Here is a 17,061-nt window from a genome sequence, read left to right on the forward strand (position 1 = left end):
TGCGGCGTCGTGTCGCACGACATCGCCGCTACATCGTCGTCGTGGTCGTCGTCATCTCGCTTGGAGCATCAACCGTCGGCAGGAGATCGAAGGCCTGTGCCTTGTCGTTCGTCTGCAGGAGCCCGACGGCGAACGCCGAAACCACCGTCCCGCTTTCGAGGGTCACGTCGAACGTGGCGGCGGCCTCGTTCGTACCTGCGGGTCGGATTTCGATGGTGTACGACCCCGCGGGTACCTCGACGTAATCGCTGGCGCTGCCGAACTCCAATCCTTTGACGAGGACGTCGCCGTCCGCTGCAATATCGACCGCCGGTGCGTCGGGCGAGAGGTGGACCGCCCGCAAGCGCGTCTGGTCTCCGGACGGCACTTGGTTCTCGTCGACGAACACGAACGCCTGCGGACTGTCGAGTGTTCCCCCGGCAGCGATCGTGTAATCGGTGTTCGCGTCGAGGGCGACCTGCTCGTCGATGACCGCGCTCCCCCGCCCTTGCCCCGCTGGCGCGACCTGTATGGTGTGCTTCCCCGCGTCGAGTTCGAGATAATCGCTCACGTCTTTGAACGCGACGTTCTCCAGGACTCGATTTCCGTCGACGTAAACGTCCACTTCCGGGGCGTCCGGAATCGCGTGGATGACCCGAACGCGACTCGTGTTCCCGTTTTGACTGCTAGTCATCTCCTGGGCGCTCGAAATCCCCCCAAGAATGGGTATGCTGCTCACGCCGATGATCTTGAGTACCTTACGTCTGGTTTGCTTCATTTTGGTTCCCCCAACCGACACTCGACTTATTAGCTGAAAATGATATTCCCGGACCAGTTTGGTCGGGTCACCGTCATACGAACATCTATCCGGCACTCGGACGGGATCGCCCAAGTGAATATATTTAAACAGATCATTCCGATAGATTTCATCAGGTTCACCGATGAAAGCAATTTACTCCGAAGTTGATCCATTGTCGTCCCTTTTGGAGTCCCTACGCCGTTATACCGCACGTGAGGTCGAGATGGCGGGAAGCCCGATGCATCCCTCGAAGACACCGACGGGGTCCGTACGCATCCGCCGTTACTCGGCGAGCACACCGAGGAAATCCTCTCCGAGTACGGCTATTCCGAACGCGATATCGAGCGACTGTCCGATGACGGCATACTCTGACGCCGCGTACGCTTCGAACTGGATGAGTTGCGAAACTTCGACCACCGTTATCGACGCCGTAGAACGCCGGTCGAGGACGGTTTACAGTCTGACCACGAGACCGTCGCCATCCCGTTCGTACGTCGTGTCGAACTGATCCGAGCGGTCACGCATCGTCTTCCGGAGCCACGCCGCCTGGTCCTCGGTTGCGGGGGAGACGCCGTCGTCGATATGGAACGGAACGAGCCGGATTTTCTCGAAACTCCCGCCGTCGAGCGTGAGTTCGAACAGATAGCTGTCGTGATTTCCCAGGTCGTCCTTGATGCCGAAGTCATCGACGAGGTCGCCGGTGTCGTGGAGGATAACGCCGTCGCCGTACCGCTCGACGGCTTGGACGACGTGCGCGCTGTGGCCGTGAACGAGGTCCGCGCCCTGATCGACGAGCCAGTGGCCGAACGCGACGAGTCGGTCGGTGGGTTTCTCGATCCAGTTCTCCCCCCAATGGAGCGAGACGACGAGGAGGTCCGGGTCCCCGGATTTGGCGCGTTCGATGGCGTTCCCGACGAGTCGTCTGGTTCGCCGGTTCCGGGGGTCGGTCTCGGCCCACGCGATTCCCGGTCGGTCGCTGGTGGCGGCGTATACCTCGTACTCGTCCGAGAACGAAACGACGGCGACGTCGATGTCCCCCACGGTAAACGTGGCTGGCTTCCACGCGGCCGACGGGGTTGCGCCGGTGCCCGCGTTCTCGATACCGCCGTCATCGAGCGCGCCTATCGTGTCGGTCAAGGCCACCGCACCGAAATCCATCGCGTGATTGTTCGCCAGGTTCGTGAACCGAACGTTCCCGGCGTCGAGCGCAGGGACTGCCCACTCGGGATTTCCCCGGAAGTAGTACACTCGGTCGGGAAACCGTTCACCGCGCTTCGAGAGACAGCATTCGAGGTTACAGAAGACGCCGTCGAGGGCGTCGAGTCGTGGCTGAAAGTCGCCCCAGATCGTTGCGGGATCGACACCCGAATCGCCGTAAATTCGGTTGAGGCTGCGTCCGACCATCGCGTCCCCGGCGAATCCGATGGTCGTTTCGTGCGTTCCGCGACCGTCGGACGAGTCGTCGGTCGTGGGACGGACCCCGGATGAATCGGTAGCGTCGGTCGTCTCCTGACCGGTGGCCCCGGTGTCGCTAGACGAACTGCTCCCATTAGCAGTGGTCGAACCGGCATAGTTCCCGAGACACCCTCCAACTACCACGGTTCCGATGGTCGAGAGGTATGCCCGCCTAGTATCAGTCATCGATGGTAGATCGTATCAGTAGGACAGTGATAAACTTCGTGGGAGCGGACCACCGTTCCCACGGTCACCGGCGGCGCGAACGGGTTGGCCGTCCCGTCCGACCGACGGTTAACTTCGAACGAACTACCAAATATTTCTATGAATTATAACGTGAAATAGAAGATAGATATGCGAATGTCCCACAGATTCAATCCCTGACACCTCCCTCGGCCAGTTCGTGGTTACCCGTGGACCGCGTGGCTATCGCCCGTCGTTCCTGACCGAGGAACCATCCGTCGAGAATTCCGAATTGCATTTCGTGAGAGACGTTTCATAATTGTATCTACCATCGAAAGACGTATGTCTTATTGTCGTATCTTCATAACCGAGAAAAATTAAGATAATATGACGTTTAGAGTTTATAGATATTTGAGATAGGTGAGATTTGCGGTAAATGTGCAGCCGATTGTCGATTCAAATAGAGATAGAACGCAGTAAACGACCAACTATGGCAAGATATCCAAAATCCGTTCGTGCAGCAGCAATCAAATGTATTTCGTGTAATGCGCCCGTCGTCGAAACTGTCGAAGGCTCGTATGCCTGTGTCGGCTGTGGCGATTCACCGATAACTGTCGCAGCGATGGACGCGACGGCCCGAATTGCGGACGACTGATGGCGACCGTGACAAGCTATCGGCGACGGTACTAGCTACGAACCAGACACGTGACGTTGCGGGGAGGTTCGAAGGACGAGGTCCGAACACGAGCGACTGCGGGACCGCTTAGCTCCCAACTGCTCCGTTTCGAATCACGCCGCCAACCGCGAAGAGCACCATGCCGACGATGATAGTGGCGGTCCCGGCGGTCAGAAGTCGAAGACCGACGATCGTCGGCGTGAAGAACACGAGACCGTAGGGGACCCGCCCGACGCTGATGAGGCCGTACCCGAGGAGCATCGTCAACACTGCCGGGGTCTCCGCACCGCTCTCCTGGATGCGCTTGATGACCGGGTACGTCGCGTACGGACCGCCGGGAATGAGACCGGCGATGAGTCCGGCGGCGGCGACTTCGCCGAAGCCTGCCGATTCGCCGAGCAATTCGCTCAGTCGGTCCTCGGGCAGCAACGTCCCGATGGCACTCGAAAGGAAGAGGGCGGCGACGATGAGCGTCGCGAGATGGACGACGGTCGTCGCACCGTGTTGGGCACCCGTCCACGCATCCGCCGGGCGTCGAACCACGAGGTACGCGTAGACGGCGAGCGTCCCGAGGATGACGACGCGCTGACCCCACGATTCGCCGATCAGGAGGTCGAGTCGGCTCATATACCGAGCACCCCCGCGGCGACGAGTCCGACGAGCACCGTCACCACGACGCCCACGGCGACCCGGGCGGCGACGATTCTCGTTTCGAAGAAGACGAGGCCGTACGACACCCGACCCAACCCGATCGCGCCGTAGCCGACGAGCATCGCCAGCACCGACGCGGTTCGTGCACCGTTGTCGGCGACCCCGCTGATGATGGGATAGACCGCGTACGGGCCACCGGGAAGAACCCCACCGAGCACACCGGCGAGCAACACGCCGGTCGTCCCCGCCGACCCACCGACGAGTCCGTTGATGGCGCTCGCGGGGACGAGTGTCTCGATCGCACTGGCGAGCAACAACGCCGCGAGGACGAGGGTTGCCAGTCCGACTAGCATCCGAGCACCGCTTTCGAAACTCTCACGGGCGGCGTCGGGACGGCGAACCGAGAGATACACGTAGAGGACGATCGTGCCCAGGATGACGATTCGCTGTCCGGGGCCGGAACCGATCAGGATATCGACGATCGACATGTGAAAACCAAGTCAGTGCATGCATTATACCTGTCCATCTAGTGTACTGCGCGCCAAAACGAGGCGTGAGATCAAGTACGAATCATCGGCCGCCGCGGCGGTCGACGATGCTGACGGCGCACCGAACGTCACGGACTGGGATGAATTCGTGGCGGCGGACGAAGCGTTCGATTAGATGGCAAGTATGGTCGTCAGTGGACGACTTCGTCGAACCCGATCGTTCGTACCGACTCGACGTGAGACGGGTGAGAAACGGGTATCCAATCTCGGATCGTGAGAAACCATAGCGATTTCCGGATCCGACGAGTTGGAAAGTTCGACGCCAAAAAGGTAAACAATATCTCGCTATACTCAATGCGCATCGGTCGTGGGGGGCGGTCCGAGGCGACATGTGCCAGGAGGTCCGGACTCGTCCCCTCATCCGTTCGATGTTACGGCCGGTGTCCGGGGGATGGAACACGATGACCGAGTGAAAGGGCACACGGTACGGTACTGGTATCGTCGCGGCGACGTTGTGCCGTAGCTACGTCACCACATGTGGATGTGAGAACACGGATGGTAGAGCGTTCCCTACCACCGCAATAGTGTACGTGTTGGAATCACCACTGTCGGTACCGAAGTCGCCGAGGCGACCGGTCACACTCGATAGCCCGGTCAACGTAGCGATACCACTCGCCGTGATGGAGTTGCGCCATAAGTACCGTCACAGCCAGAAGAACGATGCACCACCCCCTTCCTACCGAGTGAAATCATGGGTTCCACAGCGGTCATCAACCCCACCGTTGGTATGCGATTCTCGCTCGACGTCCGTGAGTACATTCGTACGATTCATCGTTGATACTGCCGAATTTGCCTCCGACGAGACGTTTGCCAGGAGGAAACCCGACGGAGATAGAAAACAGTCGCGTACGGGGATGACAGGATCGAGCCTGATCCGAAAATCGGCGGGTGGAACTCCAAACGGTAGAGGTGGCAACCCATTGACTACGGGCAATAGGAGGGAGACAACAATTACAGGGTTATCACTGTAACACCAATTGCCAGTAAACACCACCCGTTATCGAGGATAACACCCAGTTATATTGTGATTACTCTGCAATCATACTTGGAAGGGAGAGATCATCAGCATTGATATTATCTCTCTATGAAACATAATTCCGACGCCGTGTCTATGTCAATCGATAGAGAATGAATGTATTTCACGAATCCAGCTTTGCCCCGATTCGATAGGGATTCGAAGTAAAGTAGATTATCTTCCGAATATGGACAGGAATCCGAGAACATCGAGCAAATAGGGAAGTGATTCTTCAACGAGATGTTCGAATCCATTGTACCCATGTCTATCTATGGAGGGGTATCCGTATCGACCATATAATATTGTATCTTTTTTGACTTTCCAATGGTTGGTGACCCCCGAAATCGCGGAGTCACATGAGTTACAGGAACTGACGGCGACCGGACAGATTCGTTTCCACACGAACGGGAGAAGGACAAACGAGGTGTGCTGGGGTCAGTTCGGACGTGAACCGCGGTGGTCCCGCGACCGTTTCACAGTCAATTCATCGGAAACGGGGTTCACTGTTCGGTACGAACAGTTCCGAGGAGGGCGGTCGCCGTGGAATTAGAGCGTTCGAAAAAGGGAAATCGAACGCCGCCAGTTCCGATGGATCAGCGGATTTCGACGTTGTGCCACCGGCCGGTTTCGTGGCGTCCGGTGGTAGCTGCAGCCTCGCGGACGCGACTCACGCGTTCGTCCGTCGGCGGGTGGCTCGCGAACGCTCGTTCGAGTGGCGTCTGCTCCGTCCGCCTGTTGCGGTCCAGGAACACCCACGAAAACAACCCCCAGCCGGGTTCGCTCGCACGTTGGAGCTTTTCGAGTGCACGAGCAAACGCCAGCGGGTCGTCGAGCACCGCCACGGCCCGCCGGTCGGCGGCGTACTCCCGCCGTCGGGAGTACGCTTGGAGCGTCAGCGTCGGAGCGACGAACAGCCCCATCACGAGCCCAGCCAGCCCACGTCGTAGGCCGCTACCGACGCTGGATGGACCTCGCACCGGCCGACCCATGATCAGCGACAGCCCCCAGCAACTCACGGAGACGAGTACCACGAACGGGAGGACTACAACGAGAGCGAGGCTCGCCATCGTCCGTAGGAGACTCATGGCCAGCGTTTGGAGGAGGCTATCGTGACCCTCGAGATGAGCGAGTTCGTGAGCGAGGACGCCTTCGAGTTCCGCGGGCGTCAGTAACCGGACGAGCGAGTGGTCGATCACGAGCGTCCGCCGCCCGAGGGCGAACGCGTTCGGGTGACCGAGCCGAGCGATGTAGACGTCCGGTCGGTCGATACGCATCCGCCGAACCAACCGGTCGATACTCGCGTCGATTCCCGGAGTACGGGTAGCGACGAGCGGAACCGCGTCGAGACGCAGGAGGAGACGCTTGGCGCTCGTTCGATAGTTCACGTAGCTGAAAACGAGCACTCCCACGCCCGTAGCGAGAAGCAGGAACGGGAGATCGGTACTGGTGAGGAGGGCACCGACGATTCGGGTACCGAAGAGGAGGCCGACGCCAGCGAGAGCGAGCAGCCACGCTCCAACCAGAATCGCGAGCCCGCGCGGCCGGCCGAATGTTGCGGACATAACTTTCATAGGGATCGTACACGGAAAACGGTTACCGAAGATCGAAGACGGTCGTCGAAACCCGTCTTCGAGGCAGAATGTTTCAGTTCTCGAACGATTCGAACGCGTCTTTCGCGTCTTCCATCGTAACGTCCTCCGAAGAGCCACTCGAAAAGTGATAGAAGAGCACTCCAAGTACACACCACGCGAAGACGATCAGCCACTCGAACGGCCAGGCGAGAGCGGACGGGGCACCGGGCAGATACAGACCGACGAAGAACGCGGTTAGCACGAGGCCGAGAACGCCGATAGCGTACCCGCCGGGAAGTTTGAACGGACGCTCCAATTTCGGTTCGCGGTATCGCAGCACGAGGAACGAGATCACGACGAAGAACCACGCGAGAACGATGCCGAAACTGCCCGCATCGACGATCCAGACGAGCATCTGCTCACCGAACAGCGGTGCGAGCACCGAGATACCTCCGATGAGAGCGATGGCGGCCGATGGCGTGCCGTGCTGTGGGTGAAGGGTCGCAAGCCGACTCGGTAACATGTCGGCTTCGGCGAGCGCGTACATGGCGCGACTGCCGCCGATGATGAACGAGTTCCAACTCGTGAGTATCCCGGCAATCCCCGCGAGCGCCATTATTCGACCGATAACCGTACTGTTGAACAGCGAGGTCAGCGCGGCGGCCGCGGGCAACGAACTGTCCACGAGCGTGGAACCGGAAAGCGATTGCCCGGAGGCCCAGATGACCGCGATGTAAAACGCCGCGGCCATCACGACCGAGAGGACGATCAGACGGCCGAGGGACCGATATGAAACGTCGGCTTCACCGGCGGCTTGCGGAATCACGTCGAATCCAACGAACATGAACGGCGTCATGACGACGACCGTGAACAGCCCCGACCACCCCGCATCGGTGAACGACGGCGTCGCAGTCGAGTGTCCGTTGAAAATCGCACCGATAACGAGGGTGACCCCTGCGAGGCCGATGATGAGCGTGAGGATGGTTTGGAACTGCGCCGCGGGACGGACGCCACGGTAGTTGAGCATCGTCATCACGACCGCACCGATTCCGCCCGTCAGTACCCACGTCGCATAGACGGGTTCTCCGGCAATCGTCCATAGGTGGAGGACGTTGAAGCCCGGGACGAGGTAAGCGAGTGCGGACGGCAGCGCGACCGCTTCGAAGATGACGACGCTGACGTACCCGAGGATGATCGCCCACGTACAGACGAACGACCCCGCAGGCCCGAGCGCTCGTAAACTGTAGACGTGTTCGCCACCGACGAAGGGCATCGCCGACGCCAATTCGCCGTAGATCAGGCCGACGGTCGTCACCATTACGCTCCCGATGGCGAACGCGAGAATCGCCCCGGTCGTTCCCCCCTCGTCGATCCAGTATCCCGTCTGAATGATCCACCCCCAACCGATCATCGCACCGAACGCGAGGACGAAGATATCGACTTTCGACAGGACACGTGTTAACTCATCGCTATTGTGATCTGCTCCCATGGTAGCTTTGGTTCCACCGCGTGGGTAAATAATTTATCCAGCAGCGAATACACATTACGGACGTGCTATTTTCGAATCGCACGAACGACGTCGGTACAAATCGTACGACTCGGTCGCCAAACGATGACGTCCAAACGTGGTTTCGAGAGGGTTCCCCGCAACTCGGACGGGGGAACGTGGGGACGTCGGCTTCCCGTCGAAAACGGTACAGCGGCACGTTCAAGTCGCTATCCGGCGTATAGTGGATGGGCGTGACAGTCGGTCAGGTGGGGGAGATACGATCGAATTGGACATCGGTCAGTTTCGTCGTGGCCACCGTTTTCTTGGTCGCACGTCTTCGGCCGGTCTCCCGCGTACGTTCGTCGAGACGCCCGAGACAACGGAGACCGAACCATGCCGGACAAGACTAAGAGAGCCACCGACGGAGAACCACAACCGATTCAAGCCGACCGAGGTGCCTCCATCCTCGGTCCACGGAACGTACCGCTTGAGCGGGAGAATCCGGATCTGTTGGCCTCGCCCGACACCGATGCCGGGACGATTCCCAACCTCAAGTTCCCGTTCGCGGAGGCAAGAAACCGACTGACGACGGGTGGGTGGGCACGCGAAGTGACCAAGCGGGAACTGCCAGTCGCAACCGACCTCGCCGGGGTGAATATGCGTCTCAAACCGGGCGGGATTCGCGAACTCCACTGGCACACGGAGGCCGAGTGGGCGTACATGCTCGCCGGTCGTGCGCGGGTCACTGCCGTCGATGCAGACGGCCACAACTTCATCGACGACGTCGGCGAAGGTGACCTGTGGAACTTCCCGGCGGGCGTCCCACACTCGATTCAGGGATTGGAGGAGGGCTGTGAGTTCCTGTTGGTGTTCGACGATGGGGATTTCTCTGAGAACGAGACGTTCCTCATTACGGACTGGTTCGAACACACGCCGCGTGACGTGCTCGCCAAGAACTTCGGCGTTCCCGAGGAAGCCTTCGACGACTTGCCGCACGACATCGATCACACGCGGTACGTTTTCGACGGAGAAGTCCCCCCGCCGTTGGACGAGGACGAGGTCGATTCACCGGAGGGGACGGTTCCGGAGAGCTACACGTACCGCTTGCTAGACCAAGAACCGAAGGAGGTGGAAGGTGGGCAGGTCCGCATCGTCGATTCGACCGATTTCCCCGCAGCGACCACCATCGCGGCGGCGCTCGTCGAAATCGAACCGGGAGCGATGCGCGAACTGCACTGGCACCCCAACGCCGACGAGTGGCAGTACTACATCGGCGGGAAGGGACGGATGACCGTCTTCGCGTCGAGCGGGATGGCACGGACCTTCGATTATCAGGCGGGAGACGTCGGATACGTCCCCTTCGCGATGGGACACTACGTCGAGAACACGGGCGAGGAAACGTTGCGTTTCCTCGAAATGTTCCGCAGCGATCACTTCGCCGACGTGTCGCTCAATCAGTGGATGGCCCTGACGCCTCCCGAGTTGGTGCAGGCGCATCTGAACATCGACGAGGAGACGATAGCCGCGCTGCGGAAGGACAAACCCGTCATCGTGTAGCGGCACCGGGATCCGCCCGACTGCACTTGTTTCCCTTCCGTATGGAGACCTCCGGAGAACGATTCTCGAACATATTTTACTCCACCCCAATTCGAAGGATAAGTGTATACCACGTTTCGACCATGGACGAATCGCGATGAGTGATGACACACGACACGGGAAGAGCACAGGACACGACGACGGCGCGGAGGATCGGTCACCGGCCCGGAGTACACGACGCGGGTTCTTGGGAGCAATGGGACTCGGAAGCGCCGCACTCTGGCCCACCTCACGCCGTGAGGGACGTGGTTGGAATCCCAACCACGGGGGCACACAACCGTGGGCACCGCGCGACCACGATCACAGCGGACGAAACGGATCGACGAGCCATCTCGGACGGGCGTCGCCAGTGGGATCGATCACGGTGGACGAACTCACCGCAACACAACGGTCGAACACCGTCGTCGTGTCGGCGCTTCCCTCCGTCTCCGGGAGCGGCACCCCCGACGACCCGTACGTTTCCCCCTCGGAGACCGGTGGAATGCGGGAAGCCTTCGAACGCTTGAACGAAATCGAGGGCGGCGTCGTCTACTACCCGAGCGGGTACTATGGGACGGGAACGACCGCGTGGGAGATCGACCTCGCCGAATACGACGGTTTGCGGAACAACTGGTCGATCCACGGCGACGGATTGGAATCCTCACGGATCAGATGCGGTTCCGACGACGGAAACGGAATCAGGATTCATGATTCGACAGGGACGGCCATGTTCTACACCGAAATCGTCGGTGTCCGATTCGAGGGGGATTGTGCCGGATTTTCCTTCGTCTGGGGGTCCGACGATTTGGGTGACGCGTACAACAGTTGCTGGTCGCGGTTCTCGACGTCCAACAGCAACCCGGACGGAGCGGGGGCCTGTCAATTGAACTTCGTCCTGAATTCCTACCATTACGGCGTCCACAACGCGGCAAGGGGCGTCGGAGTGGAACTACGCCGCGTCCAATTCTCCGGCATCGAAGGGAGCGTCAGTTCCGGCGAGAACGCCGGTGACACCGCGTTGCGGGTTCGGGAGTACTCGTTCGCAAATCACTTCCGCTACTTGGACGTCGAAGCGACGTACGACGGGATCCACATCGCGGACTCGCGGGCGATATACAACGTCTTCCAGAACGCCTACTTTGCCAACGTTCGCGGGACGGCGGTAATCCAGGATATCGACGAGGACGGCCCCCGATTTCCCGCCTCGGCCGAACAGGGGACGTACTTCCACAACCCGTTCGTCGCGGGAGCCGTCGAGAACATCGTCGAACACGGCGGCGGAACCCTGTACGTGGACGGGTCAACCAGGAAGTGGCCAGCCGCCACACAGCAAACCTTCGAAGGGGAGCGATACGGGGGGAGTTACCGCGACGCGTCGTACTTCGAATTCGAACCACGCTCCGCCGCCCCCGAACACCGACTCGGTCGCGTCGCGCTCGCCGATGGCCGCTCGTGGGACCCCGATTCCGATGGCCATCCGGAGCTTGTCATCTCGAACGGGACGGAGTGGATCGAACTGACAGACCTCTCGCCGACGACGCCGTAGAAACGGCGCTCGTTTTCACGCCTCCGAATCCACCGACCGCGTCGTTTCCGAGATGGGTTCTGGCTCGGAATCGATGTGGAAGGCCTCCTCGCCGAGTCCTGCGGATTTGAGCGTGGTTCCGTCGTCCGCGAAGAGGTGGAGGTCGGTTTCCTCGAAGACGTAGGAGATTGACTCTCCCTCCGTGGCCTCCACGTCGTCATCGACGCGGGCGGTCCACGAGTCGGAAGCGACGAGAAGGTGGAGGAAATCGTCGCTCCCCATCGGTTCGACGACGTCGAGCATCGCGGTCTGACGACGGTCGTTCGTCGTCCCGTCGTCCGTCACCGAGATGTCCTCCGGTCGGACGCCGATCGTCAGTCGCTGGCCCACCGTCAACTCGCAGCGCCGGACCGTCGTCTCGTCGATCGGATAGGCGAACGGAGCGTCGGCGTCGTCGGCCGTCAAAACGTACCGGCCGTCCGTCTCGTCCAGTTCGACTTCGAGGAAGTTCATCGACGGTTCGCCGAGGAAGCCCGCGACGAACCGGTTCACGGGATGGTGATAGACGTACTCCGGTGTGCCGATCTGTTGAAGCTCTCCGTTGTTCAACACGGCGATACGGTCGGACATGGTCATCGCTTCCGTTTGGTCGTGGGTGACGTAGATCGTCGTCACACCGAGTTTCCGGTGAAGCCGCTGGATCTCGGTCCGCATCTGTGCCCGAAGCTTCGCGTCGAGGTTCGACAACGGTTCGTCCATCAGGAACACCTCCGGGTCGCGGACGATGGCGCGGCCGAGTGCGATCCGTTGTTTCTGCCCTCCCGAGACCTGTGCCGGTTTTTTGTCGAGGATGTCCTCGATATCCATGATGGATGCCGCATCGTCGACGCGTTTCGACCGTTCGTCGTCCGACAGGTCGGTCGTCATCTTCAACCCGAAACTCATGTTTTCAGCGGCGGTCATGTGCGGATAGAGCGCGAAGTCCTGGAACACCATCGCCATATCCCGTTGCTGTGGCGAATCGTCCGTGATATCCGTTTCGTCGAGACGTATCGCACCGGTCGTCGGTGTTTCGAGACCCGCGATGCAGCGGAGCGTCGTCGATTTCCCGCACCCGCTCGGTCCGAGAAGGACGAGGAACTCCCCCTCTTCGACGGTGATATCCAACGTATCGACCGCGACGACTTCGCCCGTACTGTCCGCCGTAGTGAACGACTTGACCAATCGATCGATCCGAAGCGTACCCATACTAATTCTGTAGTCTGTGAAGGGATACCAAAACGATTGGCCTCGAAGTGGCCCGGAGACGAACATTTTCGAAAATATTCAAACTACGACGGGGAACGGTCGATTCCGCCTAGCGCCTGCTCGCCGGACCGTATTCCCTGTCGAAGTAATCGAGTTCGTCGAACATCTCGGTCGCGGTGTCCCACTGATCAGCGGTTAACCGGCCGATGTTCGCCCCGTCCGAGAAGAGCGAAACGCCGTGTGCGCCGCCGTGTAACGCGAGTTGAATCGCGCTGACCAGTTCGTCCTCCTCCAACCGATTGAACGGTCGTTCGCCCCGCCCGGTTCGAATGGAGGGTGTGATCGGGCAGTTCGTCCCCTCCCGAAGCGAGCGGACGACTTCACGGATCCACACCGGATGCATGTCGAGGTCGATGTGTGCCGTCCGTGGGGTGAGCATGTCGGCATACTGCGCGACGTCGCGTTGATCGATGCCGAGAATCCTCCGACTGTCGTCGATGGCCGTTTCGAGGTCCGAGAACGCTTCCAGTTCTATGTTGACGAGGAAATCGGATCGGTCGCGGAACGGATCGCTCAGTTTCCGAAGGAGCGAGTCGGTCTGCTTACACCGTCGGTCGACCCATTCCGTCGATCGGTCCGGGACGTCACCGAGTTCGTACTGCTCCCGGCAGTTATCACAGTAACAGGAGAGGTAGCTGGATTCGCCGTTGACTATCGGCTGAAATTCGAAGTGGGTGAACTGAATCCCATCGACGTCGTACTCGGCTATCTCGCGGGTGATCGCTTGGAGATGCTCCGAGACGACATCGTGACTCGGGCACGCCCAGTGCATGTGCTCGGCCGAGACGTTCGGATACCTGATTTCCGTCCCCTCCTTCGCTATCTGGACCGTTTCGGGGTACTGTTCGAGGAGGAATTTGTCACAGAGGACGAAGAGCGTCGGAACGATGTTGATGTCGTGGACCGCTGCGGCATCGGCGAGTTCGCCGAGCAGATCGCGACCAGGGACCTCGTTCGGCGCGACGTCGGAATCGTAGAAGACCCGCCCGTCGCTCTCCTTGGTCACGACGAAGACCGTGTTCACGCCGTTGTTGGCAAGTCGTTTCAATTCCGCGTCGGGTCGCATCGTCGCCCATGGGTAGAGGGTTACTGCCCGTAGTAACTGCGTGTTCCACCATGACTCGGCTGTGTTCCCTCCGGACATCGCAATGTTCTATTCGAATACATGCGGAAGTTTAACTCTATGGCTCCTATCGACCGAATTCTTCTATCTTTGGGCTCTATCAAACATCTTCGGATATTATCGAATATCACCCCTAATTTCAATACACCCCGATAGAGAGTCTCTCACGAGGCGAACCAGCCACCACTCACCATGAACAATTCACGCTTTACTCGGCAAGTTCCCAACGCACGGTCCCACCCGCGTCCGCGACGGACGCTCGAACCCGACGGGTCCGAAATCCTGTCCGTTGCGACGGCGATGGGGTCGGACACCAGGTGGGAGATCATAAAGGCGTTATCGACCGAAACGCGAACGATTCACGAACTCACCGAACTGGTCGGTCTCTCGAAGGGGACGGTTTCCGTACACGTGAAACAACTCGAAGAGGCCGGACTCGCCGCCTCGCGGTTCAACGTGAGTGACAACGGCGGCGTCGAGAAGGAAATATCGCTCGCGGTCGACGAGATTACGGTCGATCTGAGCGACATCTGATCTGAGCGACACCTGACGTTCTTTTACGCGTGGGGCGGGTTCCCATCGGTCCGAAAGAGGACGAACAAACGTCCATCGGCCCACACCGCTACGGTGTTTCCGTCGGGAGGTTCCACACCGCTACGATGCTCCTGTCGAGAGATATCGCGTTGCGAGCGTCAGGACCGTCGCGACCACGCCGGGGGCGAGGAGGACGAAACCAGCGACGGTAAACCCGAAGAGGAGACCGATCGAGAGACAGAACGCGACCAGTCCGACGGTCGGAACGAACCGCTCGAACGCGAGTTCCGCGGAGCGTCGTGCCGTCTCCCGAGCCGAACGGTCGGCATCGACCAGGAGGGGGTAGTAGTACAGCAACAGCACGAGGAGCACGACCAGCGTATCGACCGCGAAAAACGCGAGAACGCCGTATGCAAACTCGCCGGTTCGTCGGAACTGCAGCCACGAAAACACCACGACGTCGATGAGAACGAACGTCGGTACGAGCGGGAACTGACTTCGCCAGAAATACCGTCGGAACGTGGTCGTCGCGGCACCGAGTCGAAACCGGTCGCCGCGGAGCACGGCACCGGCGGCGGCGACGGCGGTGGCGGTCACCGGACCGAGGAGAACGATAGTCGGTGCCAAAAGACACCAACAGACGCTCACGGCGACGATGACGGGGAGTGACCGATACGCTGCGGCGACGGCCTCCTTCGAGAGTCCGATGAAGTTGACTCGATTTCGGTGAGTGTCGTAAACCATTGATGGTATTCTCCTTTTTCGGTCTGCTATACTTTGAGCCCGGACATCGTGACACCCCTGATGAAATACCGCCGTAACAGGAGGAACAGCAGTATCGTTGGCACCGAAAGGAGCGTCGCACCGGCCATCAACGGCCCCAAACTGTTGCCGTAGAGGCCCGTTTTGGCGAACAGGGTGATACTCACCGGGAGCGTGTACAGGTTCTCGTTTTTGATGACGATGAGGTCCCAGAGCATCTGATTCCAGCGGTTCATGAAGGTGAAGATAGCGACCGTCGCGATGGCTGGCATCGAGTTGGGGAGCACGATACGGAAGACGATATCGAGTTCGTTACAGCCGTCCATCCGTGCGGCATCGATGAGGCTGTCCGGGAACTGCTTGAAGAACTGGGTCAGGAGGAAGATTCCGAACGAACTGATCGCGAAGGGGGCGATCATCGCCTGATACGTGTTGACCCAGCCGAGTTTGACGATGATGACGAACTGCGGGATCAACAGCAGGATTCCGGGGATCATCATGGTCGCGAGGATGAAGTTGTACGTGACGCCGCGTCCGTACCAATCCAGTTTCGCGAGGGAGTAGGCGACGATACACGACGTGATGACCACCGAGACGACGACGGCCCCCGTGACGATGATGCTGTTGATGAACTGCCGAACGATCGGAACGTTGTGCAGGAGGAACCGATAGTTCTCCAGCGTGAACGACGACGGAATCACGTGTAACGAGTAGATGTCGCTCGCCGGTTTGAACGACATCGAGACCATCAGCGCGAACGGAAACACCGGGAGGATGACGCCGAGCGTCAGGACGATATACACCAGTATTTTCCTGCCCGAGAGTCCGGACAACCGTTCGTGGCCGTCCGCGAACACGCCGGAATCGTCGGTTTCGATGCTCATTACATCGACACCTCCTGATCGACGTAGTTCCGCTCGACGTAGCTGATGACGAAGATCATCGCCGCGAGAATGACGCCGATGGTGCTCGCATAGCCCATGTCCAGATACGAGAAGGCGTTACGATAGATGACGAGGACGAACGTTTTGGTCGCGCCGTTCGGCCCGCCGCTCGTCATGATGAACGGTTCGGTGAAGATCTGAAACGCCGTGATCGTCGAGAGGATCACGACGACCAGAATGCTCGGGTTCAACAACGGCAGGGTGATGTACCGGAACTGTTGCCACTCGCTGGCACCGTCGAGCGAGGCGGATTCGTAGATCGTTTCCGGAAGCGACTGGAGGTTCGCGAGGAAGATGATCGCGTAGTAACCCACGAACTTCCAGGAAACCATCAGCGCGATGGCGGGCATCGCCCACGAGGTGCTGCCGAGGAAATCGATCTTCGTACCGGCGACGGCCAACAACTGATTGATGTAGCCGTCGGGCGCGTAAATCCACTTGAAGACGACGGCGACGACGACGCCGCTCGTGACGTACGGGACGAAGTACCCCGCCATGTACAGCGCCCGGCCGCGAACGATGCGGTCCAACAACACCGCGACGCCGAGAGCGAGCACTATCTGCGTCGGCACGTTCACGACGAAGAAGTACAGCGTGTTTTCGAGCAGTTTCCAGAAGAGGTCGCTCGTCAGTAACTGCACGTAATGGTCGAGGCCGACGAACGGCGTTTCGGGGCTGATGATGGACCACTTGTGGAAACTCAGGTAGAGTGCGAAGAGAAACGGGACGATGAGGAACACCGACGCCCAGAGGAACCACGGGATGAGGAGCGCCCATCCCATCAGGTTGTCGTCGTGGTCGCCGAGGCGTTCCGTTGCGGTGCCGAGAAGGGGCAGGGATGCTAACCGCCGCCGAAATCCACCCCTCGTGGTCGCCGTGTCCGTCTTCCTCGTTCCTGGTTCGGTTGTCGCGTCTGGCATAGAT

At 59.8% G+C, this 17,061-nt stretch carries 15 protein-coding genes and 1 pseudogene; 5 read left to right on the forward strand and 11 right to left on the reverse strand.

What is annotated here, in order from left to right; translation table 11 throughout:
- Window positions 1–28 precede the first annotated feature (28 nt).
- Window positions 29–673, reverse strand: coding sequence for a DUF4397 domain-containing protein (locus NKF26_RS14425; RefSeq protein WP_253225780.1), 645 nt, complete (start codon window positions 671–673; stop codon window positions 29–31).
- A gap of 334 nt (window positions 674–1,007) precedes the next feature.
- Here NKF26_RS14425 and NKF26_RS24415 point away from each other — a divergent pair.
- A pseudogene (locus NKF26_RS24415) lies at window positions 1,008–1,150 on the forward strand (CoA transferase); the annotation flags it as partial.
- A gap of 81 nt (window positions 1,151–1,231) precedes the next feature.
- On the opposite strand, the gene NKF26_RS14430 reads toward NKF26_RS24415, so the two are convergent.
- From NKF26_RS14430 to NKF26_RS14440, 3 genes are all read right to left on the reverse strand, one after another.
- Window positions 1,232–2,419, reverse strand: coding sequence for a CapA family protein (locus NKF26_RS14430; protein ID WP_253225781.1), 1,188 nt, complete (start codon window positions 2,417–2,419; stop codon window positions 1,232–1,234).
- A 760-nt stretch (window positions 2,420–3,179) separates the two neighbouring features.
- Entirely contained in the window at window positions 3,180–3,719 is a 540-nt protein-coding gene (locus NKF26_RS14435) for a permease (protein ID WP_253234496.1), read from the reverse strand.
- On the reverse strand, window positions 3,716–4,231 hold the full coding sequence (locus NKF26_RS14440) for a hypothetical protein (protein ID WP_253225783.1): 516 nt from the start codon (window positions 4,229–4,231) through the stop codon (window positions 3,716–3,718). Before NKF26_RS14440 ends, NKF26_RS14435 begins: the two co-directional genes overlap by 4 nt.
- Before the next feature lie 19 nt (window positions 4,232–4,250).
- On the opposite strand from NKF26_RS14440, the gene NKF26_RS14445 reads away from it, so the two are divergent.
- Window positions 4,251–4,406, forward strand: coding sequence for a hypothetical protein (locus NKF26_RS14445; RefSeq protein ID WP_253234497.1), 156 nt, complete (start codon window positions 4,251–4,253; stop codon window positions 4,404–4,406).
- Between the two features lie 1,493 nt (window positions 4,407–5,899).
- Here NKF26_RS14445 and NKF26_RS14450 read toward each other — a convergent pair.
- Window positions 5,900–6,868, reverse strand: coding sequence for a M48 family metallopeptidase (locus NKF26_RS14450; protein ID WP_253234498.1), 969 nt, complete (start codon window positions 6,866–6,868; stop codon window positions 5,900–5,902).
- Window positions 6,869–6,950: 82 nt separating this feature from the next.
- On the reverse strand, window positions 6,951–8,366 hold the full coding sequence (locus NKF26_RS14455; RefSeq protein ID WP_253225786.1) for an APC family permease: 1,416 nt from the start codon (window positions 8,364–8,366) through the stop codon (window positions 6,951–6,953).
- Between the two features lie 393 nt (window positions 8,367–8,759).
- Here NKF26_RS14455 and NKF26_RS14460 point away from each other — a divergent pair, with 393 nt between their 5' ends.
- On the forward strand, window positions 8,760–9,923 hold the full coding sequence (locus tag NKF26_RS14460) for an oxalate decarboxylase family bicupin (RefSeq protein ID WP_253234499.1): 1,164 nt from the start codon (window positions 8,760–8,762) through the stop codon (window positions 9,921–9,923).
- 136 nt (window positions 9,924–10,059) lie between these two features.
- Complete coding sequence (locus NKF26_RS14465; protein ID WP_253234500.1) at window positions 10,060–11,487, forward strand: hypothetical protein; 1,428 nt, start codon at window positions 10,060–10,062, stop codon at window positions 11,485–11,487.
- A 15-nt stretch (window positions 11,488–11,502) separates the two neighbouring features.
- Here the strand turns inward: NKF26_RS14465 and NKF26_RS14470 are convergent, their stop codons facing one another.
- Together NKF26_RS14470 and NKF26_RS14475 are read right to left on the reverse strand one after the other, a co-directional pair.
- Window positions 11,503–12,714 (reverse strand): ABC transporter ATP-binding protein, encoded by a 1,212-nt coding sequence (locus tag NKF26_RS14470; RefSeq protein ID WP_253234501.1) that lies wholly within the window; start codon window positions 12,712–12,714, stop codon window positions 11,503–11,505.
- Window positions 12,715–12,823: 109 nt separating this feature from the next.
- Window positions 12,824–13,918: a family 10 glycosylhydrolase gene (locus tag NKF26_RS14475; RefSeq protein WP_253234502.1), complete on the reverse strand. Its 1,095-nt coding sequence runs from the start codon at window positions 13,916–13,918 to the stop codon at window positions 12,824–12,826.
- Between the two features lie 171 nt (window positions 13,919–14,089).
- Between NKF26_RS14475 and NKF26_RS14480 the strand changes: the two genes are divergently transcribed.
- Window positions 14,090–14,431: a transcriptional regulator gene (locus NKF26_RS14480; protein WP_082837914.1), complete on the forward strand. Its 342-nt coding sequence runs from the start codon at window positions 14,090–14,092 to the stop codon at window positions 14,429–14,431.
- Between the two features lie 120 nt (window positions 14,432–14,551).
- Here NKF26_RS14480 and NKF26_RS14485 read toward each other — a convergent pair whose 3' ends face one another.
- The 3 genes from NKF26_RS14485 to NKF26_RS14495 are packed head-to-tail and all read right to left on the reverse strand — an operon-like array spanning window position 14,552 to window position 17,057.
- Entirely contained in the window at window positions 14,552–15,175 is a 624-nt protein-coding gene (locus NKF26_RS14485) for a hypothetical protein (RefSeq protein WP_253234503.1), read from the reverse strand.
- 26 nt (window positions 15,176–15,201) lie between these two features.
- Complete coding sequence (locus NKF26_RS14490) at window positions 15,202–16,077, reverse strand: carbohydrate ABC transporter permease (protein WP_253225792.1); 876 nt, start codon at window positions 16,075–16,077, stop codon at window positions 15,202–15,204.
- Complete coding sequence (locus NKF26_RS14495) at window positions 16,077–17,057, reverse strand: carbohydrate ABC transporter permease (protein ID WP_253225793.1); 981 nt, start codon at window positions 17,055–17,057, stop codon at window positions 16,077–16,079. Before NKF26_RS14495 ends, NKF26_RS14490 begins: the two co-directional genes overlap by 1 nt.
- Window positions 17,058–17,061: the final 4 nt, after the last annotated feature.

Origin of the sequence: Haladaptatus sp. AB618 (genome assembly GCF_024136965.1) — an archaeon.
Classification (GTDB): Archaea; Halobacteriota; Halobacteria; order Halobacteriales; family Haladaptataceae; genus Haladaptatus.